Origin of the sequence: Promicromonospora sp. NPDC050262 (genome assembly GCF_040655935.1) — a bacterium.
Lineage (GTDB): Bacteria > Actinomycetota > Actinomycetes > Actinomycetales > Cellulomonadaceae > Promicromonospora.
On the sequence record NZ_JBFAKX010000012.1, the window covers coordinates 1 to 26,542 of the forward strand.

16 protein-coding genes are annotated in these 26,542 nt (G+C 73.2%); 4 read left to right on the plus strand and 12 right to left on the minus strand.

Features of this window, described 5'->3' with window-relative positions; genetic code table 11:
* Nucleotides 1-182 precede the first annotated feature (182 nt).
* The 5 genes from AB0I29_RS18075 to AB0I29_RS18095 form a co-directional block, all read right to left on the minus strand.
* Nucleotides 183-1,226 (minus strand): DUF916 domain-containing protein, encoded by a 1,044-nt coding sequence (locus tag AB0I29_RS18075; protein ID WP_357483937.1) that lies wholly within the window; start codon nt 1,224-1,226, stop codon nt 183-185.
* 87 nt (nt 1,227-1,313) lie between these two features.
* The gene (locus tag AB0I29_RS18080; protein WP_357483940.1) at nt 1,314-1,949 is read right to left on the minus strand and encodes a hypothetical protein; all 636 of its coding nucleotides are present in this window, start codon (nt 1,947-1,949) and stop codon (nt 1,314-1,316) included.
* Nucleotides 1,950-1,990: 41 nt separating this feature from the next.
* Nucleotides 1,991-3,946 (minus strand): Ig-like domain-containing protein, encoded by a 1,956-nt coding sequence (locus tag AB0I29_RS18085; protein WP_357483943.1) that lies wholly within the window; start codon nt 3,944-3,946, stop codon nt 1,991-1,993.
* Nucleotides 3,943-6,255: a beta-L-arabinofuranosidase domain-containing protein gene (locus AB0I29_RS18090; RefSeq protein WP_357483946.1), complete on the minus strand. Its 2,313-nt coding sequence runs from the start codon at nt 6,253-6,255 to the stop codon at nt 3,943-3,945. Before AB0I29_RS18090 ends, AB0I29_RS18085 begins: the two co-directional genes overlap by 4 nt.
* 14 nt (nt 6,256-6,269) lie before the next feature.
* Nucleotides 6,270-11,012 carry a discoidin domain-containing protein gene (locus AB0I29_RS18095; protein ID WP_357483949.1) on the minus strand — a complete coding sequence of 1,581 codons (4,743 nt, stop codon included), beginning with the start codon at nt 11,010-11,012 and terminating at the stop codon, nt 6,270-6,272.
* A gap of 334 nt (nt 11,013-11,346) precedes the next feature.
* Here AB0I29_RS18095 and AB0I29_RS18100 point away from each other — a divergent pair, with 334 nt between their 5' ends.
* Nucleotides 11,347-14,481 (plus strand): family 43 glycosylhydrolase, encoded by a 3,135-nt coding sequence (locus AB0I29_RS18100; RefSeq protein ID WP_357483952.1) that lies wholly within the window; start codon nt 11,347-11,349, stop codon nt 14,479-14,481.
* Between the two features lie 81 nt (nt 14,482-14,562).
* On the opposite strand, the gene AB0I29_RS18105 is transcribed toward AB0I29_RS18100, so the two are convergent.
* The 5 genes from AB0I29_RS18105 to AB0I29_RS18125 all read right to left on the minus strand — a co-directional run bounded on the left by AB0I29_RS18105 (nt 14,563) and on the right by AB0I29_RS18125 (nt 20,670).
* Nucleotides 14,563-15,225, minus strand: coding sequence for a hypothetical protein (locus AB0I29_RS18105; RefSeq protein ID WP_357483955.1), 663 nt, complete (start codon nt 15,223-15,225; stop codon nt 14,563-14,565).
* A 196-nt stretch (nt 15,226-15,421) separates the two neighbouring features.
* On the minus strand, nt 15,422-17,401 hold the full coding sequence (locus AB0I29_RS18110) for a beta-L-arabinofuranosidase domain-containing protein (RefSeq protein ID WP_357483958.1): 1,980 nt from the start codon (nt 17,399-17,401) through the stop codon (nt 15,422-15,424).
* A 48-nt stretch (nt 17,402-17,449) separates the two neighbouring features.
* Nucleotides 17,450-18,343 carry a carbohydrate ABC transporter permease gene (locus AB0I29_RS18115; RefSeq protein ID WP_357483961.1) on the minus strand — a complete coding sequence of 298 codons (894 nt, stop codon included), beginning with the start codon at nt 18,341-18,343 and terminating at the stop codon, nt 17,450-17,452.
* 1 nt (nt 18,344) lies between these two features.
* The gene (locus AB0I29_RS18120) at nt 18,345-19,274 is read right to left on the minus strand and encodes a sugar ABC transporter permease (RefSeq protein WP_285104889.1); all 930 of its coding nucleotides are present in this window, start codon (nt 19,272-19,274) and stop codon (nt 18,345-18,347) included.
* Nucleotides 19,275-19,365: 91 nt separating this feature from the next.
* A complete protein-coding gene (locus AB0I29_RS18125; RefSeq protein ID WP_285104891.1) occupies nt 19,366-20,670 on the minus strand; it encodes a sugar ABC transporter substrate-binding protein in 1,305 nt (434 codons plus the stop codon).
* A gap of 187 nt (nt 20,671-20,857) precedes the next feature.
* On the opposite strand from AB0I29_RS18125, the gene AB0I29_RS18130 reads away from it, so the two are divergent.
* The 3 genes from AB0I29_RS18130 to AB0I29_RS18140 all read left to right on the plus strand — a co-directional run bounded on the left by AB0I29_RS18130 (nt 20,858) and on the right by AB0I29_RS18140 (nt 23,677).
* Nucleotides 20,858-21,880, plus strand: a complete 1,023-nt coding sequence (locus AB0I29_RS18130) for a LacI family DNA-binding transcriptional regulator (RefSeq protein WP_285104893.1) — start codon at nt 20,858-20,860, stop codon at nt 21,878-21,880.
* A gap of 27 nt (nt 21,881-21,907) precedes the next feature.
* The gene (locus AB0I29_RS18135) at nt 21,908-22,531 is read left to right on the plus strand and encodes a trimeric intracellular cation channel family protein (protein WP_285104894.1); all 624 of its coding nucleotides are present in this window, start codon (nt 21,908-21,910) and stop codon (nt 22,529-22,531) included.
* A gap of 90 nt (nt 22,532-22,621) precedes the next feature.
* On the plus strand, nt 22,622-23,677 hold the full coding sequence (locus AB0I29_RS18140; RefSeq protein WP_357483968.1) for a hypothetical protein: 1,056 nt from the start codon (nt 22,622-22,624) through the stop codon (nt 23,675-23,677).
* A 19-nt stretch (nt 23,678-23,696) separates the two neighbouring features.
* Here the strand turns inward: AB0I29_RS18140 and ggt are convergent, their stop codons facing one another.
* Both ggt and AB0I29_RS18150 read right to left on the minus strand, forming a co-directional pair.
* On the minus strand, nt 23,697-25,559 hold the full coding sequence (gene ggt, locus AB0I29_RS18145) for a gamma-glutamyltransferase (protein ID WP_357483971.1): 1,863 nt from the start codon (nt 25,557-25,559) through the stop codon (nt 23,697-23,699).
* 100 nt (nt 25,560-25,659) lie between these two features.
* Entirely contained in the window at nt 25,660-26,520 is an 861-nt protein-coding gene (locus tag AB0I29_RS18150) for an HAD family hydrolase (protein ID WP_285104900.1), read from the minus strand.
* Between the last annotated feature and the right edge of the window lie 22 nt (nt 26,521-26,542).

The window sequence follows — 26,542 nt, forward strand, 5'->3', positions numbered from 1 at the left end:
CGCGTCATGCCATCAACATATGGCACACCCGTTCGCACCGCTCGCTGAACCAGCCCACTCTGCCAACAGCAGAATCGGCTGCGAATCTCGTGGACTGAACGTCAGCCCCGAACGGGCAGTCGTCTCGTCGATGCGAGCAGACGCTCGTCGCAGGCCCGGAACATCAGGAGCGCCCGGAGCCGTCAGCCGCGCGACGCGAGCACCTCCGCCCGGCCCTCCGCGCGGGCCCGCTCGATGAGCCGGTCCAGCCGCGACCGGCGCGCGCGGAGCGCCCGGCGCACCGCCCAGCCGACCAGCACCAGCGCGAGCAGCACCAGGGCGTGCAGCAGCGGCAGCGCCCAGGCGGTGTCCGTCAGGACGACATCGGCGGGCGCGGGCACGTCGCCGCCGACGGCACCCTCGGCCACGGTGGCGCCGACGACGGCCTCGACGCCGAACGGCCCGAGCGGCCAGACCCCCGGCACCTCGACGCTGATCTCACGCCGTCCGCCGGGCAGCACCTCCAGCGCCTCGCCGCGCGGCGCGGACGCGTGGGGCCCGCCCAGCGCGCTGTCCGCGCCGACCAGCGCTGTGGTGTTCAGCGCGACCGTCCCGTCGTTCACGACGGCGTACCGCACCACGAGCGACCCGGGCTCGAACAGGCTCGGCTCGTGCATGAAGGAGACCCCGAGCAGGTCGGCGTCCAGGGCGGCGACCGCGTCCCCCGGTACCCGCAGGTTCACGCGGACGCCGACCCTCGACTCCACCTGCATCTCCCCGCCCGAGCGCACCGACGCCGCGACGCCGGCCGGGTGGTCGCCGGGCAGCGCGTCGGCCGGCGCCGCCACCTCGACGGGCACCACCTCGGTCTCCCCCGGCCCCACCACGACCTCGTCGGGGACGGCGATCCACGCGCCGCCGTCGACCGGCTCGACCGCGGAGGGCCGCATGTCGAAGCTCCCGCGCTCGGTCAGGTAGCCGTCGTTGGCCGACAGCGCGAACGTCACCTCCTCCGCCGAGTGGTTGCTCACGGCCACATGCTCGGTCGCCCGCTCCCCGGGGGCGAGCTCCAGGTCGAGAACGCGGCGCCCGTCCGGCCCCGCGGCGTCGGCGGGCACGACGGACCAGGTGACCCGGCCGTCATCGGCGGCGGGGAGAACGGGCGCGGCCGTGGCAGGGGCCGGCCAGGCGGCGAGCGCGAGCGTGGTGAGGGTGACGATCGCCGCGACCTTCGTGGGGATGCGCATGCACGGATCTTCCTGGCTCGGTCGGTTCGGGCGACGTGCCGGACGCACAGATCACCCGGGTGACCTGCGCGTCCGACACGTCGGGGATCAGCCCTCGAAGAGGGACAGGGTCAGCACGGAGGAGTAGTCGCCCGGGGCCACGTCCGCCGGGGTGCGCAGCGTGAGGTCCGCCGTGACGTCCCAGGGGCCGGCCTCGGAGCCCGCGGCCCACGTGGACAGCAGCAGCTCCTGCCCCTCCAGGCCGACGGCGGCGCCGCCCGACCCGTCCGGGAGCACGCTGGACACGGGCTCGCCCGCGGCCACGTCCCCCGACGGCGACGGCGTCAGCAGGCGCGGCGCCCACCCGAGGTACTCGGGCCCGATCGGGTCCCGGCCCTCCGCGGTGAACTCGCTCGCCTGGCCCACGACGGCCCAGTACGAGCCCTCGGGCACGTCCTCGGCGTCCCGGGTGTCGGCGACCGTGACCGTGGGCAGGGTGCCCAGGAACTGGCGCGCCTCGGCGTCGGAGCCCTCCTCGGCCAGGACGACGCCGTCGTTCGGCGCCACCGAGAGCGTCAGCGCGCCCGGGGTGTTGTCCACGATGGACACGGACAGGTCGACGCCGGCCTCGTCGCCGTCGGCGGCCGTGGCCGTGCCGGCGGTGGCCGCGAGCGCGCCGACCGTCGCGACGGCCAGGCCCGCGGCGGCCGCCGCGATCCGCTGGGTGGTGCGGTGGTTCTTCATGTCGTCTCTTCTCTTTCGTGGCGGTTCCAGGTCAGGTGCGGTCAGGAGCAGGAGATGGCCGGGACGGTGAGGTCGTGGCGCACGGTGACCTCCTCGCCGTCGACCGTGCCGGTGGCGGTCACCGAGGCGGTGCCCTCGGGCACCGACGCGGCACGCGTGGCGAACGACTGGTACGCGGCATCGCCGGGCTCGACGCCTGCCATGGACCGCGTGCCGTGCTCGGTGGTGAGCACGACGTCGACCGGGACGTCCGAGCCGTTGACGGCTCGGACGGCGACGTGCGCTTTGCCCGCCACGCAGCGGGCGGACGCCTCCGCCGTGACGGGCAGGTCCGCCCCGGCGGCCGGGAGCGTCAGCGAGCGGCGCTCCTCGGCGTTGCCCGCCGTGTCGGTGGCCGCGAACTCGATGACCTGCTCGGTCTCCGTCAGCGCGCGGGTGAACGGCCCGGTGTAGGTGCCCCAGAAGGTGCCGGGGCCCTCCCACTGGATGCGGTCGACGCCGGAGCCGGAGCCGTCGGTGGCTGCCAGCGTGATCTCGACGCTCGCGCCGAGGTTCTCCACGGACGCCGTGGTCACGGGCGCGGCCGAGTCGACGCGCAGCTCGCGCTCCGCCTCGCCGGTGTTGCCCGCCGCGTCGGTCGCCGTCGCGCGCACCGTGTGCGTGCCGTCCTCCAGCGTGAACGGCCCGGTGTACGGCTCCGGGTCGCCGCCGTCGAGCGCCACCTCGACGCGCGGGTCCGGGTCGCGGTTGTCGGTCGCCCGCACGGTGACCGTGACGGGCTCCAGGAACCAGCCCGACGGCGCGGCGGCCGGCGCGGTGGTCACCGTGACCGACGGCGGCGCCGTGTCCTCGGCCTCGTCGGGCTCCAGCACGAAGACCACGGCCTCGGCGGGCACGTCCGTGCCCTCGACCGCGCCCGCCACCAGGAACAGGCCGCCGGCCTCCGCGTAGTCGGCGGGGTCGACGTCGGCCCAGGCGACCGGGATGCGGCTGTCGCGCGACCCGTCCTCGTACTCCGCCGTGACGGCGGTCGGCAGCACGGGTGCGACGCCGGCAAGGGTCACCACGGCGACGTTGTCGACCCCGACCACGGCGCCGGGCGCGCCGTCGCGCACGTACACCGTGCCGGTCACGGGCTCCACCAGGTCGGGCGAGGTACCCGTGACCTCGAACGAGCCGGGCTCGGCCACGGCGTCGGCCGTCACGTCCGCCCAGGTCACCGGAACGCGGACGACCCGGCCGTCCTCGTAGACCGCGTCGAGCCGGTCCGGCAGCTCGGGCAGCTCGCCCACCTGCGTGGGGATGTGCACCGGGGTGTGGTCGATCGGGCCGAACGGGTCCTCCGGCTCCGGCTCGACGGTGCCGCCGGTACCCCAGACCTCCCACTCGGAGACACCGACGGCCGAGTAGGAGTTCTCGGCCCCGCCCCGCAGGGCCTGGAACGTCGCCCGCAGCCGGGTGGTCTCCACGGGTTCGAAGGTGGTCTCGTTGACGCCGAGGCGGTCGGTCGGGAACCCGCTGGGTGCGGGCAGGTCGGCGAACTCCCCGGCGTCCTCGTCCCAGTACTGGATGGTCCAGGAGGCGGGGACGCGCACGTTGTCACCGTTGGCGTCCGCGCCGTCGGACCAGAACCGCAGGGCCGACCGGTCGACGCGGACCGGTGCCTCCCACGTGTACTCGAGCCACTGGCTCGCCGGGCGCGGGTCCTCTCCCCAGGTCGCCCACGTGGCGTCGTGGGCGCCGCCCGTGCTGACACCCGCGCCGTCGTTCACCGCGGTGACGCGGTTCCAGGAGGCGGTGTAGCTGGCGGTGGGTACCGCCAGCGGTGCGACGTTGGCGGGTTCCGCGTCCGCGGCCGCGGCGGGCACCAGGCCCGCGGAGGCCGGTACGAGGCCCGCCAGGGCCAGGACGAGCACCCCGACGACGGCGGCGGCACGGCGCGCCCGTGCCCGGCGCCCCAGTGCCCAGCGCCCGGGGGCTGTGCGTGTGGTCGTCATGCCATGTCCGCCTTTCCCGCGGTGAGCAGGACGCGCTGGGCGTCCCGGCGGCTGAGCAGGCCGTCGGCGACGAACCGCTCCGTCGTGCGCTGCACCTGGGCGAGGAAGGCCGCCCGGGTGGCGAACCCGCCGTCGGCCCAGACCGCGTCGAGCAGGGTGGTGCCGTCGGGGCGCGCCGCGTTGGCGACCCCGCTGTCGAGGCCGGCGAACACGACGCGGGGCTCCGCGCGGCGCACGTACATGTGGTAGTTCGTGTGGTCGCCGGACCACGCGGGCTCGAGGACGCGGTCCCCGAGCCGGAAGTAGCCGTCGCCGGTCGCCTCGAACGCGCTGTCGAGCGTGCCGTCCAGGCCCATGTGCCCGTAGAGGGAGATGTCCAGGTAGCTCGTGGCGGGGTCGCGCACGAGCAGCACGGTGGGTCCCCACTCGATGCTCTGCACCGCCGGGTCGTCGACGGTCGGCACGGCCCGGACGCTGAACGGCATGTCGACGTCGACCACGTCGCCGGACGCCCAGGTGCGGGCGACGCTCACGTACGTGCCGGGGACGGCGTCCACGTCCTGGGCTACGCCGTTGACCTTGACGGCGAAGCCCTGGCGCACCCAGCCGGGCACGCGCAGGCGCAGGTCGAGCTCGCCCGTGCCCTCGATGGTCAGGCGGGTCGAACCCGCCTTCGGGTACTGCGTCTCCTGGACCACGCGCAGCCCGCGCTCGGGCCAGTCCAGCGTCGAGGCGAGGTAGAGGTTGACGTGCAGGGCGGCGCCGTCGGCGGACCGCAGGTACACGGTGTCGGCGTACTTGACGTGGTTCTCCAGCCCGGTGCCGCCGCAGCAGGTGCCGGTGTTCCCGTACTCGCGGCGGGTGCCGGGGTTCACGCCGTACATGTAGGTGACGTCGGGGCTGGTGTCCGACCGGGTGTTCCGCTTGGAGCCCACGATGTGGTTGAGCAGGCCGCGCTCGTAGAACTCCATGTACCTGGGGTCGAGCGTGTGCAGGTACAGCAGCCGCGACAGCTTGAGCATGTTGTACGTGCCGCACGTCTCGGCGTTGCGCGCGCCGATGTCGCCCGCGACGGTGCCGGGCGGGCCGAACAGCTCGCCCTCCCCGTGGCCGCCGTGGGCGTAGGTACGACCGGGCACGACCATGCCCCAGAAGCCCGTGACGGCGTCCAGGTACCGCTCCTCGCCGGTGTGCTCGTAGGCCTTGAGGTAGCCGGGGAACTGCGGGATGTGCTGGTTGGCGTGCTTGCCGTTGAGCGTGTCCCGCCCCTCGGCGCAGGCGTCGACGAGCGGGGTCAGGTCGAACTTCCTGGCCGTGGCGAGGTACTTGTCCTCCCCCGTGATCGACGTGAGGTCGCAGAGCACCTCGTTCATGCCGCCGTACTCGCCGGCGATGTAGATGCCCCACATCCGTTCGAGCTGGTCGGCGGGCAGCGGGTCGAGGCGGCCGGAGACCCAGTCCGCCATGGCGGCCCAGATCTCCAGCGCCTGGTCGCTGGCGGCGAGCTGGTAGGCGTCCCGCAGGCCCGCCATGATCTTGTGGCACGTGTAGTACGGCGCCCAGATCTCGCCGTACGGCGCGTAACCCTCCAGCCGGCTGAACTGCCACTCCCCGTACGCGGCGAGGAAGCCCGGGTGGGTGAACCGGCCCATGGCGGCGAGCGCGGCCTGGACCTCGCCCAGGCCGGCGACGACCTGGTCCACCTTGTCCTGGAACACCTGCTCCCCGGTGGACGCCCACGCGAGCGAGAGGGCGGACAGGAAGTGGCCGCCGTAGTGGCCCCGCAGCAGGTTGGCGGTCTGCACGTTGGCCCGGCCGGGGTAGTCGTCCGGACCCCAGGGCTGCTCGTTGGCGTGGCCGAAGCCCTCCCAGCCGCCCGGCGGGTTGGCGCCCCGGGTGTCCAGGCCCGCGTTGCGGCGGAAGACCGCCAGCACCCGGTCCACGGGATAGACCCGCAACAGGTGCAGCAGCTGGTCCTGCGACCGGGTGGCCACGCTGGGCGCGAGGCTCACGTCGGCCAGCGGGAACGGCGCGGCCAGCCAGCGGTCGGACGCCGGCGACCGATCCAGCAGGCGCAGGTACCGGCGCGGCAGCCGGGCGGCGGCCGCGGCCAGGCCGGTCCCGGCGGGGCCGGCCCCCAGCGGGGCGGCCGCGGCCGCCCCGCCGGCGAGCCCGAGGGCGGCGACGCCCCCGGCGAGGCCGGCCGCCCCGAGACGGAGCAGGGACCGGCGGGAGACGGCCGACGTGCCTGGTGCGGCCCCCGCCGTGCCCGGCGCGGCGTCCGGCGTGCTCTTCGGTTCGCTGTGCATGGTGCTCCCTTCCGTCAGCCGCACGTGAGCGCGGGGTACTCGACGCTGATCTCGGAGGTGCGGCCGGCGCCGTCCGACGCCGTGACCGTGACCGTGCCCGCCGTGACCGACCCGGCCCGCGTGGCGAGCGACTGGTAGGCCGCGGCGCCCGGGGCGACGCCGGAGAACGACTTGTCGCCGAACGCGGTGGCGAACGCGATGTCGAGCGGGCCGTCCTCGTCGTTCACCGCCCGGACCGCGAGCGTCGCGCGGCCCGCCAGGCAGCGCGGCTCGGCCGTGGCGGTGACCACGGGCCCCTCGGCGGGGTCGCCGAGCACGGTGAGCGTGAGCGTGGTCTGCGTGGTGCCGGCCTCGCTCACGTAGTCGGGCAGGATCAGCCGCCCGGTGACCACGTGCACGCCCGGCCGCTCGACGAGGGACTCGTCGAAGTCCCACTCGACGCCGATCGCCTGGTTGTCGCGCGAGCCGTCGTTGTAGGACACGGCCACGCGGGTGGGCAGGTGCGGCAGCTCGCCCACCTCCACGGTCCGCTCGAACTGCTCCGCGCCCTGGATGGCGATGCCGTCCTGCGCCGTCTCGGGCCGCACGTACACCTGCGCCTGGGCGATCAGCCCGTGCTCGGCGTTGGTGCCGTAGACGGTGAACGGCTCGACGTTGGTCTCGGCGACCATCGCCGGGGTGATCTCCTGCCAGGTGAACGGCAGGGTGCCGCGCGTGCCGCCCGAGTAGACGACGTCCAGCGCGCCGGGCAGGTCGGGCACGACGCCGACAGTGGTCCGCATGACCACCGGGCTCGCGACCGTGTCCACCGTGTCGCCGTTGACCCGCCAGCGCAGCACACCCGTGCCCGCGCCGCCGGACTGCACGCCCGAGATCCGGATGCGCAGCGCGCTGGCCTCCACCGGCTCGAAGGCCAGGTGGTTGTAGGCGTTCCGGGCCAGGGCGCCGGCGTAGGCGGAGCCGTCTGCGAGCGTGACCGGCGTCCACGTGGTGCCGTCCGTCGTGTACTCGACCACGTAGGTGTCGGCCCGCGGGGTGCGGGTGCCGCCGTTGTCGTCGTACCAGTAGATGTCCGTCGAGCTGACCAGCACCGGGGCGCTCCACGAGTACCGGATCCAGGCCGCCTGCGCGGGGCTGGTCCCGTTCTGCGCCTGGCCCCAGGTGCCCCAGCCGTTGCCCGCGCCGGGGTTGGAGCTCGCCGGCGTGGACTCCGTGTTGACCCGGGTCGGGTTCTCCCACGACGCCGAACCGCTCGTCGTGATGGTGGCCAGGCGCCCGAACTCGGCGGTCGTCTCGCGCTCGGCCAGCGTCACCGTGACGTCGCGCGACGTGCTGAGCGCCCCGTCGGTCGCGGTGAAGCGGAACACGTACTCGCCCTCGGCGGTGCCGGTCACCCGGGTGGTGAGGGCGGCGTCGTCGGCGAAGATCACGCCCGCGCCCTCGGGCGCCGACACGGTCTCCCAGCCGTAGGACAGCTCGCCGTCCTCCGGCACGCCGTCGTCGGTGGCGGTGGCCACCAGCACGGTGGACAGGTTGCCGTCCGCGCCCTCGTCCGACGTCGCGGTGACCGTCGGCGGGTCGTTCTCCACCGGCGGCACGGGCCGTCCGGAGTCGAACACCTGGATCTCCGAGATCGCCGTCCAGCGGCCGGGGGCGTTGGTGAACGCGACCCGGACCTTGTCGGTGGTCGTCTCCGGGAACAGCGCCTCGTTGGCCTTGGGGCCGGGCACCTTGGGTGCCTTGGCCTGCTCGGGCACCGCCGTCCAGCCGCCGTCGCCGTCCGGCACCTGGATCGAGTAGCGGCGCGGCGGGGCGTAGCCGCCGGTCTGCCGGTCGTCGACGAACCAGACCTTCACGTTGTCGACCGCCACCGGGTCGCCCAGGTCGAGCTCCACGTACCCGGTGTCACCGTCGGTGCCGTAGTTGCCCCAGTAGGGCTCGTTCACCGTGACGCCGTCGGTCACCGCGTCCAGGGACACGGGCCGCTCGGTGGTCGCGATGGCTCCCGGCGTGTAGTTCATCGAGCTGGTCGAGAACCCGGGGGTGTGGAAGGTGCGCCACGCGGCCGGGCGCGCGCCGTCCTGGGTCGCGGACGAGCTCAGGGTCGCGCCCTGGGCGAGGTTCTCGGCGTCCTGCGTGAGGTCGATGCCCGCGGTCCTCAGGTAGGAGACCACCCGCTCGTCCTCGATCGGGGTGTCGACGGCGGACGGCAGGTCGGTGCCCTCGTCGGCGACCACCGTGACGTCCAGGCCCTCGTCGGCCTCGACCACCTCGTTGGCGGCCGGGTCGTAGACGAAGCCGCCGATCCGGTCGGCCGCGGCCTTGCGCTCCCCGTCGACGAACAGCGAGTAGCCGGCGCCGAGCCCGTAGTGCGTGCCGTCCGGGTCCCAGACGATCGTGACGTCGTGCCCGTGGTAGCGCAGGTTGTTCACCATGAAGTGCTCGTAGCCGAGGTCGATCGGCGCGAGCTCGATCAGGTCGTCGGACCGGGGCTGGATGCCGCCCATGTCCTCGACGAAGATGTAGCTCATGTTGCCGAGCATCACGTGGTTCGGGTTGTTGCGGTTGAAGGTCTGCGTGGCCGGGTTCCAGCCCGAGTAGTACTCGGCCTGGTTGGCCACCCGCGCGTCACCGTTCGGGTAGATGCTCCATGCCATCCAGTCGAGCAGCTTGGCCGCGTACTCGGGCGTGACGTACCGCTGCTCCGGGTCGTAGTCGCGCAGCGCGGCGCGCACGCCGCGGTACTGCACCGTGAAGTTGATGTTCGAGAAGTTGTTGGAGCCGCCGATCGCGAACTTCGACCGGTCGTACTGGTTGGCCGTGTAGAACGGGAAGACCGGGAAGTTGTCGCCGTAGCGCAGGAACCGGAACCCGTCGACGTAGGTCTCCCACTCGTCCGCGGGGATCAGGTTCTCCGCGTAGACGTCGTACAGGTTGGACTCCTTGGCCGGGATCAGGTCCCGCTCGCCCGCGGGCAGCGGGTTGGCGCTGCCGCCGGACGACGCCGCCGACGTCGCACCGTGCGACGTGCCCGCGAGGAACATCTGCGTCTCCTCGCTCCACAGGCGGTCGAGCACGGCCTCCTGGATGCGGTCGGCCTCGGCGGCCGTGCTGCTCACTCGCTCGGGGTCCGCCCCGGCGATCTCGTAGAGCTTGCTCGCGGCGTCGAAGGCGCCCCAGACGTACGCCGACTCGGGCCGCTCGATGGTGCGTGCACCCGGCGCCCCGCCGTTCGCCTTCGGATAGCCGAAGCTGATCGCGTCGGCGTCGTTGCCCGGCATGTAGTTGGTGTCGTAGGCGATCAGCCCGTCGTCGTTGCCGTCGTAGTGCTCGAGCTGGCCCACGCCGTCCTGCTCGAAGTAGTAGGCGAACCGTTCGGCGACGTCGGCCCCGCCGCCGTGCACGTTGTAGGCCTCCAGCCCGGCCGTGCCGAGGTACTGGGAGTAGTGGTTGTTCCAGCTCGTGTGGCCCGGGCTGTCCAGGAACGCCGACGAGCCGGACAGCTCACCGACGTTCAGCACCTGGCCGTAGGCGAGGTACGGGTTGCGGATCCACTTGGTGTCCTGCAGGTGCATCGGCTGCGTGAGCACCACCGAGTTCTGGTAGAGGTTCACGCCCTCAATGGTGGTCGGGTACTGGTAGACGTACCCCGGCTCGTTCGCGTCCAGGCTGTTGTACCGCTCGCCCCACCAGCGGTACACGATCGCCTTCTCGATGGCCGGGTCCGGCACGTCGATGTACGGGATGTCGGCGGCCCAGCGCTCGTTGAACGCCGTCACGCCGGTCCGGAACGCCTCGTCCGGGGTCAGGGCCGCGTACTCGCGCAGCTGCTCCTGCCCTGCGGGCAGGCTCGCCGAGTACAGGGACCCGACGACGGAGAGGTCCACCGTGCCGCCGGCCGGCACCGTGACCTCGCGGTCCAGGTTGGTGCCGTTACGCGCGAAGCCGTCGGCCTTGAGGCCCACGGTCACGGACGACCACGGGGTGTCGACCAGCCCGTTGTTGGCGCCGCTGGTCAGGGTGCGCGTGCCGGTCAGCTCGTCGTCGGCGTCCGCGGCGCCCCGGGCGGTCGGGGAGGCGGCCCGCACCGTGAAGGTGACGTCGGTGGCGCCCGGGTTGGTGAAGGTGAGCGCGGAGAGCGCGGTGTTGTCGTAGGTGATCAGCTTGCGCAGGTCCGCCGTCACGCCCGTGGACCCGATCGTGTACCGGGCCTTCGCGTGGCTCGGCGCGTTGAACCGGGCGCTGCCCACCTCGGCGACGGTCTGCCCGGGCACGGTGATCGTGTAGAAGGCGCCCAGGTCGTTGGGGCCGCCCGCGAAGGCGTTGCCGCCGAAGCCTATCGTGCTCCAGCTCGCACCGCCGGCGCCGCGCAGGTAGAGGGTGCGCCCGCGGGTCTGGAGCACGTTGTTGCCCGACGCGCCGGTCACGCCCAGCACCCGGTCGAGGTAGAAGTCGGTGCCGCCGGCCGCCACGTCGGCGTCGAAGATCGAGCGGTACATGCTGTCCGCGGTGTACGGGACACCGGGTTCCAGCGCGTCCTGCACCGTGTCCAGGTTGCGGTAGACCGGGTCGCCGATGTCCAGGGAGTCCGTCAGGCCGTCGGTGTAGACGCCGACGTCGTCCTCGTTCCCGGGGAGCACCGGGGACGCCGCGTGGACGGGTCCTGCGTGCGCGGGCAGCGCCGCCACGCTCCCGCAGACGACCATCGCGGCCACGGCGGCGGCCGCGACCGCCCCTCTTCGTGTTCGTGCCGACATCACATGTCCTCTCCGTCGACTGCCAGGCACTCGGACGGACGAGGTGTGCCGCACGGGCGGAGGCCGCGCATCGCTGCGCTCCCCACCCTGGCTCGCGACGTGTCCGCCAGGTGGTGGTTCCCGCCGGCCCGCTCACCATCGAGGGGCCCGGCGCCGACCAGTGAAGCATCACCCCTCCGACTCCGGCAATGGTTTTCGGTGTTTTCGGTATGAGATCACCCATTGCGGCCTCATCCATACCGAAAAACACCGAAACCCATTGTTGGGCGCACGGCCGTGTGGCAGGGTCGGCGCGTCAGTGCGCCACGACGAAGTGCCACGACTGGAGGACGACATGAGACAGGTCCGAGCAGGACGGCCGGCCACGGCCGGCACGCTGGTGGCGGTGCTCGCCGCCGCGCTCTCCGTACCGGCGGCGCCGGCTTCCGCCGCCGACTCGTACGAGTTCACGAGCACGCAGAACCCGATCCTGGCCGACGGGAGCTACTACTCCGCCGACCCCGCCCCGCTGGTCGTCCCGGCCGGCGCCCCCGGCAACGACACCGGGGCCGACAAGCTCTACGTCTACACGGGCCACGACGAGGCCGGCGAGACGCGCAACGACTTCATCATGAACGAGTGGGGCGCCTTCGTGACGGCCGACCCCGACGCGGGGCGGTGGACGCACCACCCGTCCCTGATGCGCCCCGAGGACGTCTTCGACTGGGCGAGCCCCGGCCGCGCGTACGCGGGCGAGGTGCAGGAGGGTCTCGACGGCCGCTACTACTGGTACGTCCCGGTCCACGAGGCGGCCAGCCCGTCGAGCGACAAGTTCGGCATCGGCGTCGCCGTGTCCGACTCCCCCACCGGCCCCTGGACCGACCATGCGGGCGGGCCGATCGTCTCGCAGCGCCTGCCCACGCCCAACACCATCCACAACATCGACCCGACCGTGCTGGTGGACGGCGCCGGCGCCGACGCCCGCGTGCTCATGTACTGGGGCAGCTTCGGCAACCTGCGGCGGGTCGAGCTGGCGCAGGACATGAGGACCCCCGTGGGCGACGTCCGGACCGTCACGGGCCTGACCGGGTTCTTCGAGGCGCCCTGGCTCTTCGAGCGGAACGGCACCTACTACCTGGCCTACGCGGGCAACAACGCCGGACCCACCAGCGCGTGCACCCCGGCGAACTACCACGCCTGCATCGCGTACGCGACGGCGCCGTCGGCCGAGGGGCCGTGGACCTACCGGGGCACCATCCTGCGGCCGGTCTCGTCCACGACGAGCCACCCGGGCATCGTGGAGCTCGACGGCCAGTGGTGGATCGCGTACCACACGGCCGACGCCGAGGGCGGCAACCACTTCCGCCGGTCGGTCGCGATCGACGAGGTCGAGTGGGACGACACGCAGGACCCGCCGCGGATGCTCCCGGTGACGACCACGCCGGTGCGGCAGCCGGACCGCACGCCGCGGGCGAACATCGCGCAGGAGGCCCGCGTCACCGTGTCCAACGACCCCGTGCCGACGCAGTACTGGGTCAAGGCCCTCAACGACGAGATCGTGCGCCCCAACCCGCTGCCGCCGGACATGTGGGGCACGTGGACCGGCAACAACCCGCCGCAGCAGTGGGTGCAGTACACCTGGGACCAGCCGGTGCGCGTGTTCGGGTCGCGGATCGACTTCTGGAACGACCAGCCGCGGGGCTCGGGCGTCGGCGTGGCCGCGCCGGACGCGTGGCGCATCCAGTTCTGGGACGCCGACGACGGCTCCTGGGCGGACGTGTCCGGCGCCGACGGGTACCCGGCCGGCACCGCGGGCTTCCAGCCCACGTCGTTCGACCCGGTGACCACCACGCAGCTCCGGGCGGTGTTCGACGCGTCGACCAACGGTTCGACGTACTCCGCCGTCGCCGTCGAGGAGTGGGAGGTGCTCGCCGAGCAGGCCGAGACCGTGACGCCGCCGCGGCTGACCGTGGAGGTCGGCGAGACCGACCTGCCCGGCACGGTGCGCGCGGCCTACCCGGGTGGGGAGTTCCTGCAGGTTCCGGCCTACTGGGACGCGCTCACCGCCGACGACGTCGCCGAGCCCGGCTCGTTGACCGTCGAGGGTTCGGTGCTCGGTTACGCCGCGGGCCGCGTGACGGCGACCGTGACCGTCGTCGACCCCGGGGACACCTCGGGGGACGAGACCGCGCCCGAGGTGACCCTCACCCCGAGCGGCAGCGCGGGCACGGGCGGCTGGTTCCGCTCGGCGGTGCGCGTCCGGGTCGCGGGCACCGACGACGGCGGCGGCCGGGTCACGCTCGCGACCTCGGTCGACGACGGCGAGCCCGTCGTCACCGACCCCGTCCGGTACACCGACGTCGAGGTCGGGGGCGACGGCGAGCACACGGTCACCGCGACGGCCACGGACCGCGCGGGCAACACGTCGGCCGAGGCCGCGCTGGACGTGCGGATCGACGCGACCGCGCCGCGGAGCACGGCGACCGTCGACGAGCAGGCCCGTTCCGTGGCGGTCACCGCCGCGGACGCCACGTCCGCCGTCGCGCGGATCGAGGTGGCGGTGGACGGCGGCGGGTTCGAGCCGTACTCCGGCGCGGTATCCGCTCCGGACGGGGACCGGCACGACGTGCGGTACCGGGCCGTGGACCGGGCCGGCAACGTCGAGACCGCCCGGACGGTCACGATCCCCGCGGACCTCAGCGGCCCACTCACCGGCAACGTCGCGGCGCTGGCCACGCCGACGGCGTCGTACACGGCGGGCTGGAACTCGGTGCTCGCGCTCAACGACGGGCTCGACCCCGCGAGCCCGCCGCAGGCGCAGATCTGGGGCACGTGGTCGGGCGACCACCCGGCGACCCAGTGGGTGCAGTACACGTGGCCCCGGCCGATCCGGCTGACCGCCGCGGAGATCAAGTTCTGGGCCGACCAGCCGCAGGGCACCGGCGCGGGCGTGGGCGAGCCCGACTCCTGGGAGCTGTCCTACTGGGACGCGGCCGCACAGGACTGGGCGCCGGTGCCCGAACCGTCGGCGGCCGGCACGAGCACCGCGGCGTTCAACCGCATGACGTTCGGGCCGGTCACGACGTCACGCCTGCGGGCGACGGTCCACGCGAACGGCGACGGTACGCAGTACGCCGCCGTGGCCGCCACCGAGTGGCGGGTGCTCGCCGACGACCCGGGCACGGGCTCGCCCGCGTCTCCCGCCGTGACCGTCACGGCCGAGGTCCGCTGCCTCGCGGGTAGCGCGACCCTCGCCGTGCGCGCCGTGAACGACCACGACGGCCCGGTGGACGTCACGCTCACCACCCCGTACGGCACGCGCTCGTTCACGGACGTCGCGCCGGGGCGGGTCGCGTACCAGTCGTTCGCGGTCCGCGCGGCGCGAGCCGACGCGGGCGCCGCGGTGGTGCGGGTGACGGGCGAGGTCGACGGCGAGCGGGTGACCCGCGAGGTCGAGACGGAGTACCCGGCGGTGAGCTGCCTGCCCTGAGCGGCGCACAGGGCAGCACACGAGGCGGTGGGAACTTTGAGGGTTCCCACCGCCCTCGTGCCCGACACCGACTCGCCCAGGTCACCCGGAGCTTGCGTCCTGCAGATGCTGCCGGCAGAAGTCCGTGGTCCGCTGGTCGACGGTGGTGCAGAGCCGGATCGCCCATTGGACGTCGAACTCGCCGGTGCTTCCATCGGTTTCCCAATGGACGGTCAGGTGGTCTGCTCTCGCCGACCGGTCTTCCTGGGCGACCACCTCGATCAGCAGGGTGGCAACCTGCACCGAACCTGCTTCTCCGTCCTTGACGCACTCCCGTTCGATCGTGTGGCGCGTCGTGTCCGCGCCCAGGTCTTCGAGCGGCTCCCGGAAGCCGCCGATATCGCTGGGCCCGTTGGCCACGGAGTAGGCCACGACCTCGACTCCCGAGTCCGGCGGAGTCGTGACGGCCGTGACCTCACCTCCAGCGGCGCCCTCGACGCAGAGCGTCATCGTGCCTATCGAATTGTGCTCGCCGGGCGCAACATCGACGACACCTGACTCGACGCGAGACGTGTCCTCCGCCGCAGGTCTCACCTGGGCGTCGACATCGGCCGTACATCCTGACACCACCGTGAGCAGCACCAAGAGCGGTACTGCCCACCGCGCCACTGAGCCGTGCACCATCAAGGCTTCGTGATCCCCCGCGCTGACCCGTTGGGTCCGCCGGCCGCGCTGCTCCGACAGAGCTTCGCCGTCCCCGTCCACTCGCGCTGTTCCTCCAGCCAGGAGACTCGCTCCTTCGAAGCATTCGTGCGGTCCGGCCCAGGGTGACTGTAGTTCTCCGAGACGTGTTGCGCTGTGTCGACAACGTCTACGCAGCGCAACACAGTCAGCTCGCGAAGACGCTCCCCGCCGCGGTGCCGGACAGCAGCCGCGACGGGCGGGGCGCGGTCGGGTGCTGTCAGAGAGTCGGGAGCCAGACGCGCATCGTGGCTGGGCCGCGGTTGGCCCAGTCGTGGTACGCGACCAGCGGCACGTCGTGCAGCTCGGGGCGGGGCCGCGGTGCGACGTCGTCCGCCGCCGTGTAGGGCCAGCCGGCACCGTTGCTGTCACCAGCACCAGCACCAGCACCCAGCACGCCCGCGCGGACGTACACCGTGCCGTCCACCTCCCATGGCGGGACCGAGGTGTCGACCACGACGTCGTCCACGCCGCGACCGGCGCCGCCACCAGCACCAGCACCCAGCCCGACCGCCTCCAGGTCCACCGACTCCAGGCACAGCACCTCCGGGCCGCGCTGCACCGCGACGCAGCCGCGGACCGCGTCGATGTGCGGGTCGGGCACGACGAACCGCGGGGCGGCGTCGATGTCGAGCACCACCGCGCCGCCCGTCCGCGGGCCGGGCACCGCGACGAGCCCGGGACCCACCTCGCGGACGGGCCCGCCGTCCACCCGCACCCGGGCCGACGCCGACCACGCGGGCACCCGCAGGGTGAGCGTCCAGTCCCCCGCGGGCGCGGCCACGACGCGCACCTCGACGCGCCCGTCGGCCGGGTAGTCCGTGACGACGTCGAGCTCTACCCGCTCCCCCGACGGCAGCTCGGCCCGGATCTCGGCGGGGGCGTACTGGTGGAGCTGGACCCCACCGTCGTCCACCGTGGCGACGTACGCCGCGAGGCTCGCGAACGTGCGCGCCACGTTGGGCGGGCAGCACGAGACCTCGAACCACGGGGCGCGCAGCGACGCCTCGGCGCGCTTGCTCACCACGTCCGTGTCGACGTGCTCGGCCGGGACGCGCTGGTGCAGGGTGTTCGCGTAGAAGAACGACTGACCGTCGTGGGCCGGCGAGGTCGCGACCACGTTGGTCAGGGCACGCTCGATCGCGTCGGCGTACTCCACACCACCGCGGGCCAGCAGCAGGCGCCACGACACCATGACCGAGCCGACGCTCGCGCACGTCTCCGAGTACGCGCGGTCCGGGGGCAGCACCCAGTCGTCGCCGAACGCCTCGTCCTGGTGGTGCGAGCCCTGCCCGCCGGTCACGTACGTGCGGCGGGCCTGGGCGCGCGCCCACTGGCCGGCGACGGCGTCGAGCAGCTCGGTGTCGCCGGTCTCGACCGCCACGTCGACCGCGCCGGCGGCCAGGTAGTTGGCGCGGACGGCGTGCCCGTGCAGCACCTCGGACTGCCGCACCGGCACGACGTCCTGGTAGTAGGAGCGGCCGAACTCGATGTCGGCGAGCACGCCGTGCCCGTGCCGCTCGACGAACAGCGCCGCCTGCGCGAGGTACCGCGGCTCGCCGAGCGCCCGGCCGAGCTCGGCCAGGCCCACCTCGACCTCGGAGTGCCCGCAGATCCCCTGGCTGCCGTCCGCTCCGAACGTCGCGCACACGTGGTCGGCGCTTCGCCGGGCGACGTCGACCAGGAGGTCGTCGGCCCGGCCGGTGCGCGCCCGCGCGGCCGCAGCCTGGAAGAGGTGGCCCTGGCAGTAGAGCTCGTGGCCCCACTCCAGGTCCGTGTAGCGCGGCTGCTGCCCAGGGCGGCCGAACCGCGTGCCGAGGTAGCCGTCCGGCTCCTGGGCGGCGGACACCCGGAGCACGATCGCGTCGAACCGGCTCTGCAGGTCCTCGTCCGGCCGTCGCCCGAGCTCCCAGGCCATGGCCTCCAGCAGCTTGTACACCTCGGAGTCGCTGAACTCCCGGCCGCGCCGCTTCTCGGCCAGGCCGCCGGAGACCGCCAGGTCGAAGTTGCCCAGCCAGCCCTCGCGCTCGAGCCAGTGCTCGATGTGCGCCAGGGTGGCGGTCGCGTTCACCTCCTGGCGGCGGGCCCAGGGACCCCCGGTGATGCGCACCTGGTCGAGGCCGAGGGGGGTCAGGCGCCCGGTCGAGGGCACGACGGGCGCGGGCGTGGCGGCGCCACGGTGTCCGGTCGGGAAGAGCATGCGGAGACCTCCGGGAAGTGGTGGACGGGCTGAGCGGCGCACGGGCGGTCAGCCCTTGAGCGCGCCGGACATGAACCCGCGGACGTAGTGCCGCTGGAGCAGGAGGAACAGGACGACGCACGGCAGGGCCATGACGACGACGCCGGCCTCGGTGGCGCCGTAGTCGACAATGCCCATGACCTGCGCCCGGAGGTTCGCCACGGCGAGCGGGAGCGGGATCTTGGTGGAGTCCGAGATGAGGATGAGCGGCGCCACGAAGTCGTTCCACGCCGCCAGGAAGGCGAACAGGCCGACCGTGATGATCCCGGGCTTGACCGCCGGGAGCAGCACGGTGCGCAGCGCGCGGAACGACGAGCAGCCGTCCACGAGCGCGGCCTCGTCCAGCTCGCGTGGGACGGCGTCGAACGAGATGCGCATCATGAACGTCGCGAACGGGAGCTGGAACACCGTGAGCACGAGTGCCAGGCCGACCAGCGTGTTCTGCAGCCCGATCGCGTTGAGCATCACGTACAGCGGGATGAGCAGCGTGGCGTACGGGACCATGAGGATCGCGAGGGTGAGCAGGAACAGCACGTCGCGGCCCGGGAACTTGAACCGGGAGAACGCGTAGCCGCCCAGCACGGACGAGACGAGCGTGAACAGCACCGTCATCCCGGACACCAGCGTGGAGTTGAGGAGGTACTGGGGCAGCCCGGCCTGGTACTCCATGAGGGTGGCGTAGTTGCCCAGCCCCCAGCCGTCGACCTGGCTGCTGCCGGGCTGGGGCGCGACGGACGCGACCCCGGCCCAGATCAGCGGGAAGACGAAGACGAGCGCGAGGGCGCCGGTCAGCACCCAGTACGGGGTGCGCATGGCGATCCCCGCGAGCCGGGCCCGGGGCGCGCGCGGCCGGCGCCGCACCTGCGGCCGGGGCGGGCTGGCGGGGAGTGCGGTCGTTGTCATGTCAGTCCTCCTGGCCTGCGCGCATGGCGCGCATCTGGGCCACGTTCACGACGACGAGCACGACCAGGACGACGATCGACAGCGCGGCGGCGACGCCGAGGTCGTTCTGGCCCTGGAAGGCCACGTTGTAGATGAGCTGGACGACCGTGAGCGTGCTGTTGTCCGGCCCGCCCTTGGTCAGGATGTAGAACTGGTCGAACGCCAGCAGCGAGCCGGTGACGCACAGCACCGTGCACAGCGCCAGCGACGGGCGCAGCAGCGGCAGGGTCACGCTCACGAAGGTCTGCCAGCGGTTGGCGCCGTCCATGCGAGCGGCCTCGATCACGTCGTGCGGGATGCCCTGCAGCCCCACCATGAGCAGCAGCATGTAGAAGCCGGCGAACCGCCAGACCACCAGGAACACGGTGGACCAGAGCGCGCTCTCGGGGGTGCCGAGGAACGACACCGGCCCGTCGGCCAGCCCCAGGCGCTGCAGCAGCGGGGACAACGGGCCCACCTGGGGCGAGTACAGCGCGTAGAAGAGCAGCGACGCGGACGCGAGGCCGAGGGCGCTGGGCACCAGGATCGACGTGCGCAGCACCGCGGACCAGCGGCTCGACTCCTGCACCAGGAGCGCGAGCCCCAGGCCGAGCCCGATGAGCAGCACCGTGGCGATCACCGTGTACTTCAGCGTGAAGACCACCGAGTCCCAGAAGAACCGGTGCGTCAGCGCGTCCACGTAGTTCTGCGGGGCGTTGATCCCCTGGTTGCCGGCCAGGAGCGGCCAGTCGGAGAGCGACATCTGACCCACCAGCAGCACGGGCAGCACGAACAGTCCCACCACGAGCAGGGCGGTTGGCGCGGCGTAGGCCCAGCCGTGCAGGGCACGGCGGCGCGCGACGGCGACGACGGCGGGCCGGGTAGGCGGACGGGTGGAGGTTTTCGCGGGCACGGGAGGCTCCTTGTTCACACGGCGAGTTCACGGGCCGCGTGGTCCCGCCGCCCGGTGCGGCGGCGGGACCACGCTGACGTCGGCGGGGCGGCTACTGCCCCAGCACGGCGGTGATCTCCTCGTTGTCCGGCTCCACGGTGCCGCCGGGCCCGAACACCTCGTTGCGGATCATGGTCATCCACGGGCTGCCGGGGGCGTTGAACGCCTGCTGGAAGTTGATCGCCAGCGGGGTGCGGCCCTGCGCCGCGACCTCGTTGACGGCCAGGACCCGCGGGTCCTTCGACGAGTACTCGTTCTCCGCCAGGTCGGCGCGCGAGACCACGTCACCGTTCTTGGCGAGCACCTCGACCTGTGCCTCCTCCGACATCAGCCAGGACATGAAGTTCCAGGCCTGGTCGGCGTTCTCCGAGTCCTTGGAGATGCCGATGCCGTCGCCGCCCACGAAGGTGGACGCCCCGCCGTCGGGCCCCGGGATGGGGGCGACGCCCACCTCGCCCAGCGCCTCGTCCGCGGTGGCGAGCATGGTGGCCGGGAACGGCATCACACCCACCTCGCCCTCCAGGAACGGCCCGGTCCAGGTGGCGCCGGTCTCCTCCTTGGAGCCCTCGCCCACGGCGTCGGAGTCCACGAGGTCCTTCCAGACGCCGTACACCTCCTGGGCCGTCTCGCCCGCGAGGAGCGACTCCGTGCCCTCGGCGTTCATCACGTCCTCTCCCCCGGCCCAGATCTGGGGGAACCACGTGAACACGAGGCAGCCGCCGCAGTTGCCGCCGAAGTAGGTGCCGTTGACGTTGCCGCCCAGCTCGTCGACGGCCTTGGCCTGCTCGGAGAACTCGGCCAGCGTCGTCGGCCCCTGCTCGGGGTCCAGGCCGGCCTGCTCGTAGAGGTCCTTGTTGTAGAACATGACCGAGACGTCGAGCACGAACGGCAGCACGTGCTGCCGGCCGTCCAGCGTGCCCCCGGCCAGGTGCCCCTGGTTGATCTGGTCGGCGTGGTCGAGCTCTGCGATCGCGTCGGTCACGTCGGCGAACAGGCCCTGCTGCACCCAGTTGGGCACGTACACGATGTCGGCGGCGAACAGGTCGGGCAGGCCCCCGCTGCCCGCGGCGGCGCCGACCTTGGCCACGTAGTCGTCGTTCGGCACGACCGTGAGCTCGACCTGGTTCTCGTGCGACGCGTTGTACGCCTCGACCAGCAGGTTCGCCTGCTGCTCCAGCGGGGCGCGGGTCCAGAGCGTGAGCTCGGTGCCGTCGTCGACGCCCTCGGCCGAGACCTGCGCCTCCTGCGTGCCTCCGTCGCCGTCCGACGCGCTGCAGGCGGCGAGCGCCGTGCTCGCCAGGCCGGCCGCGAGGAACGAGGCCACGAGCCTCGCGCTCGCCCTGCGGTGGGTAGCCATCATCCGTCTCCTTGACTTCGTCGTCACTCGGCCGTTCGACGAGGATGGGATACCCGTTGCCGAAACCGTCCGAAAAGGCTTTCTGCGACTGTAGGGTGGGCGTGCCACCGCGTCAAGGACGAACCTTCGTCACGTTTGTGTTACACCTTTTCGGTACTGTTCGACATCGACACTCCAGGAGGAAGCCATGGCCTCGGGCGAAACGCCGCGCAACGCCACGCTGACCGACGTCGCCCGCCTCGCGGGCGTCTCGATCGCCACCGCGTCCAAGGCGATCAACGGTCGCGCCCAGGTGCGCGCCGAGACCCGCACCCGGGTGCTCGAGGCCGCCGAGCAGCTCTCGTTCGCGCCCAACGCGCTGGCGCGCGGGCTGCTCCAGGGCCGCACGGGGACGGTCGGCCTGCTCACGTCCGACCTGGAGGGCCGCTTCTCGATCCCCGTGCTGATGGGCGCGGAGGACGCCTTCGGCGCCGGCCAGGTGTCGGTCTTCCTGTGCGACGCGCGGGGGGACGCGATCCGCGAGCAGCACCACATCCGCGCACTGCTGTCCCGCCGCGTCGAGGGGCTGATCGTCGTGGGCTCGCGCACCGACCCGCGCCCGCCGCTGGCCGGCGACCTGCCGGTGCCCGTGGTCTACGCGTACGCGCCGTCCGAGAACCCGGAGGACATCTCCATCACGGCCAACAACGTGGAGGCCGGCGGACTGGCGATCGACCACCTGATGGCGTGCGGACGCCGGAGGATCGCCCACGTGACGGGCGACGCCTCCTACGCGGCGGCGCAGGACCGCAGCCGCGGCGCGGAGCGCGCCATGGCGGAGGCCGGGCTGGAGCTCGTGGGCGGCCGCACGTTCTTCGGGTCGTGGAGCGAGGGCTGGGGCCGTGGGGTGGCGGCCATGATCCTGGACCAGTACCCGGACGTCGACGGCTTCTTCTGCGGCAGCGACCAGATCGCCCGGGGCGTCCTCGACACGCTGCGCGAGTCGGGCCGCGACGTGCCCCGGGACATCTCCGTGATCGGGTTCGACAACTGGGCCGTGCTCACCACGAACACCCGGCCGCAGCTGACGAGCGTCGACATGAACCTGGAGCAGGTGGGCCGCGTGGCCGCGCGGCGGCTGTTCGAGGCGATCGAGGGACAGGCCGCCTCGGGCATCGAGGAGCTACCGTGCCGCATAGTGACCCGGGAGTCGTCGGTCCCGGTCCCGTGACCTCGCCGCCGCCGGAAGGAACCTGACGTGGAGTGGACGCAGCTCGCCGGGGACCTCCTGGGCGTCTTCTTCTTCGCCGTGTCAGGCTCGCTGCTCGCCGCCCAGCGGCAGTTCGACATCGTCGGGTCGCTGCTGCTCGGCACCTGCGTGGGCCTGGGCGGCGGCATCCTGCGCGACGTGATCCTCGACGTCGGCGTGCCCCGGGCCTTCGACTCGCCCGTCTACCTGGTCCCGCCCGTGGTCGCCGCGGTGGTCGTGTACTTCTTCGCACACGTCGTGCGGCGCTTCCACGACCTGCTGATCACCTTCGACGCCGCCGGCATGGCCCTCTTCGCGGTCACCGGCACGCTCGTCTCGCTCGCCGCGGGGATGAACCCGGTGGCGTCCGCGATCCTCGGCCTGGTGACGGCGGTGGGCGGCGGCGTCATCCGCGACGTCATCGCCAACGACGTGCCGCAGATCTTCCGCGCCCGGGGCCTGTACGCCATCCCGGCGCTGCTCGGGGCCGCGCTGACCAGCGCGCTGGTGTGGGCGGGCTGGTTCAACCTCGGCACGGGCTCGGCCGTCGCCGCGCTGGTGTTCGCGCTGCGGATGGTCTCCCTGCGCTACCGCTGGCAGGCGCCGCCGGCGGGCAGCCCCGGCACCGCCTGAGCCCGGCCGGCCTCTGCCCACCGGCCCGCACCGTACGGAAGGATGCACCGTGACGACGGCGCGACCCGTGCCGGGTCGAGGGGAGACGGCATGACGAACGATCGCACGACCGGGACGGGCGGCCTGGCGGGCCGCGGCCACCTGCTGCGGCTCGGGGCGCCGCGCGACACGGCGGCGGTGCGGCACCTGGTGACGTTCCTCGTGGCGAGCGTCGTGACCGTGCTCGCCACCCGGGCGTACCTGGCGGCGACGGGCTACCCGCAGATCGGCGGGGGCGGGCTGCACCTCGCCCACGTGCTGTGGGGCGGGCTCCTCATGGCCCTGGCGATGATGCTCCTGCTGTCGTACGTCGGCCCGGTGCCGCGCTCGCTCGGCGCCCTGCTCGGCGGCGTGGGCTTCGGGCTGTTCATCGACGAGGTCGGCAAGTTCGTCACCTCCGACAACGACTACTTCTACGCCCCCACGGCCGCGATCATCTACTTCGTCACGGTGGTGCTCGTGCTGGTCGTCGAGGGCCTGCACGGCCGCCGGGCGCACCACCCGGCCGAGTACCTCGCCGTGGCCGCCGACCGGCTCGCCGCCGGCCTGGCCGGCGGGTTCACGCCCGCGGCCCGGGAGGAGGCGCGCGGGCTCGCCGCGAAGGGCGCCGGGGAGCCCGGCGCCCGCCTGGTCGCCGACCTGGTCGAGACCGTGCCCGCCGACGACGCCGATGTGCCCGACCCGGTCCGCGCCGGGGTGCGGGGCGTGGTCCGGTGGCTGGACGCGCTCGTGGACCGGGCGTGGGCCGCGTGGCTGGTCATCGTGCTGCTCCTGCTGGTCGGCGCGGCGGAGGCGACCGTCGGCGTGCGCGTCCTGGCCGGGCAGGTGCCCGGCGTGCCGGCATGGACGGGCGCCGCGATCCTCGCGGCCGTGGGCGTGTCGGTCGTGCTGCTGGGCGTCGGCGTGGTGGTGGGCCGCCGCAACCACCTCCAGGGCGCCGTCTGGGTGCGCCGCGCAGTGCTCGTGAGCCTGTTGTTCACGCAGCTCCTGGTGTTCCGGGCCGTGCGGTGGACGGCGGCGTTCGGCCTGGTCCTGGACGTGCTGGCGTTCGTTGCGCTGGAGGTCCTGCTCCGCGAGGAGCGCGGGGTGCGGGCCCGCACGGCGTGACCCGCACCCCCCGCTCACGTCACTGCCCGGCGGGCCGCACCACGCGGGCCGAGCCGCCGCCGAGCCGCACCGGCTCCGCCACGGCGGTCAGCAGCCCGTCCGGGCCGATCTCGATGGCGGTCGCCGCCCCGATGGCGTTCGCGGTCGGCACGAGCGTGTGCCCGTACGCGGTCAGGGCGGTGCCGTAGGCGTCGACGAACGCCTGCTCGGCCGTCGTCCGCGTGCCGTTCTGCGGCGCCGCCCGTGGCGCGGCGATCGCCTCCTGGACGGTCATGCCGAGGTCGATCCGGTTGACCAGCATCTGGGAGACCGCCGAGATGATGTTCGACCCGCCCGGCGACCCCAGTGCGAGCACGGGGCTCCCGTCCTGCAGCACGATCGTGGGCGCCATGGACGAGCGCGGGCGCTTGCCGGCCTCGATCCGGTTCGGGTCGTCGGCGTCGTACTCGATGCTGAAGTCGGTGAGCTCGTTGTTCAGCAGGAACCCGCGCCCGGGCACCACGACGCCCGACCCGCCGATCTGCTCGATCGTCAGGGTGTACTCGACCACGTCGCCCCACTTGTCCACGGCCGTCAGGTTCGTGGTCGACGTGCTCTCGGTGTCCTCGGGCACGGTGCCGGGCGAGGCCGTCCCGTCGCACACGCCGTCGTACGAGCGGGCGTCACCCGGGGCGACCGGCTTGGGCGCCGCGGCCCGGGGGTCGAGCAGGCAGGCGCGCTCCCGCGCGAACGTGTCGTCGAGCAGCCCGGCGACCGGCACGTCGACGAAATCGCCGTCGCCCAGGTACGCGGCCCGGTCGGCGAACGCCAGCGCGCTCGCCTCGAAGAAGTGGTGCCGTACGGCGGTGTCGTCCAGTGGCGCCAGGTCGAACTGCTCCAGGATGTTCAGCGCCTCGCCCACGGTGGTCCCGCCCGACGCCGGCGGCGCCATCCCGTAGACGTCGTACCCGCGGTAGGAGAAGACGGTCGGGTCACGGTCCACGACCTCGTAGGCCGCGAGGTCCTCCGCCGTCATCGAGCCGGCGGGCACCGGGAGGTCGGTGCCCTCGGCGACCGGCGGGGCCTGCACGGCGCCGGCGATCTCCTGCGCAAGCGCCCCCTCGTAGAACGCGTCGACGCCCCCGGCGGCGATCGTCCGGTAGGTCGCGGCGAGGTCCGGGTTGCGGAACACCGAGCCCACGGCCGGCGCCGAGCCGTCCGGCAGGAACAGGTCGCTCGTGGAGGTGATCGCCTCGAACCGCTCCTGGTTGGCCACGGTCTGGTCGTGGAACAGCTTGTCCACGACGAAGCCCTGCTCCGCGACCGCCGTCGCCGGGCGCAGCGCCTGGGTCAGCGTCGTGGTGCCCCACCGCTCCAGCGCACGGTCCCAGGTGGCGGGCGTCCCGGGGACGCCGACGCTGACGCCGCCGGTGACCAGGTCCGGGTAGAACGGGTACGGCTCCCCCGTGGCCGGGTCCACGAAGACGTCGGGCCCGACGCCGGCCGGCGCCGTCTCGCGCCCGTCGATGGTCTCGACCTCGCCGGTGCCGGCGTCGTAGTGCACAAAAAAACCACCGCCGCCGATCCCCGCGCTGTACGGGTCGGTCACGCCGATCGCCGCGGCCATCGCGACCGCGGCGTCGGTGGCGTTGCCGCCCTGGCGCAGCACCTTCAGGCCCACCTCGGAGACGACCGGGTCCAGCGAGCTGACCGCGCCGCCGTAGCCGACCGACGTCGGCACGCGGGGTGGTTCCTGCTGCCCGCCCGCGGCCGCGAGCCCTGCCGGGCCCGCGAGCCCGCCAGGGTCCGCGGCACCGGCCGGGCTCGCGGCGAGCGCGCCGGACAGCGCGAGGGCGAGCGCCCCCGTGACCGCTGAGGAACGAACGACGAGTCTCTTGCGCATAGGGATACGTCCTCCTGAGGAACCCACGTGGCCCGCAACGGGATGGCACAACTCAGACGCACGAACCATCCACAACGGTGCATACCGGAAGGACCATATTTCACCTCAGGGTGCTCAGGACCGCCACCACGCCGTGCTCCTCGATCGGTCCGGTGACCTCGTCCGCGGCATCGATGACGGCGGCCGGCGCGTGCCCCATCGCGACGCCGCGCGCGGCCCAGGTGATCATCTCCAGGTCGTTGACCCCGTCCCCCACCGCGAGGGTCGAGGCCGGATCCACCCCGACCCGCTCGCGGATGCGTTCCAGCGCCGTCGCCTTGCTCAGGGACCGCGGCGTGACGTCGACCCAGTCGGGTCCGGCGGGGGTCGCCGTGACCCCCAGCTCGCGCAGCGGCTCCAGCAGGGTCAGCACACCGTCCCCGCGCAGGATCACGCGGGCGGACGGCACGTTCCACAGCTCCGTGTCCGCGACCCGGCGCTGCTCGCCGTTGACCAGGCCCCGCTCGAAGACGCGGTTGACCCGGTACCCCCAGCCCACCTCCTCCACCCCGACCTGCACCGCGGGCAGGGCGGCGCGCGCGAGGCGGACCACCGGCCCGACGTCGAACGAGTGCATCGTCTCGATCCGGTAGCCGCTGGGCAGGGTGGTGTCGACACGCGCGACCACCGCCCCGTTGGACGCGACGGCCCAGCCCTGGTCGATGCCGAGCTGGCCCGCGACGGGGAGGACCCCCACCAGCGACCGGCCCGAGGCGAGGACCACGTGGTGGCCCGACCTCCGCACCTCCCGGACGGCCCCGACCGTCACGGCCGGGACGATCCCGTCGGGCCCCAGGAGCGTTCCGTCGATGTCGAGAGCGACCAGGGTGCGGGTCACGGTGCTCTCGTGGGGAGCGGCCACAGGGGCCGTCCGCAGGTCGGTGATGGAGGACGACGTCACGGTGCCGGTCGGGTGTGTCATGTACCTCAGACGCGCGCCGCGC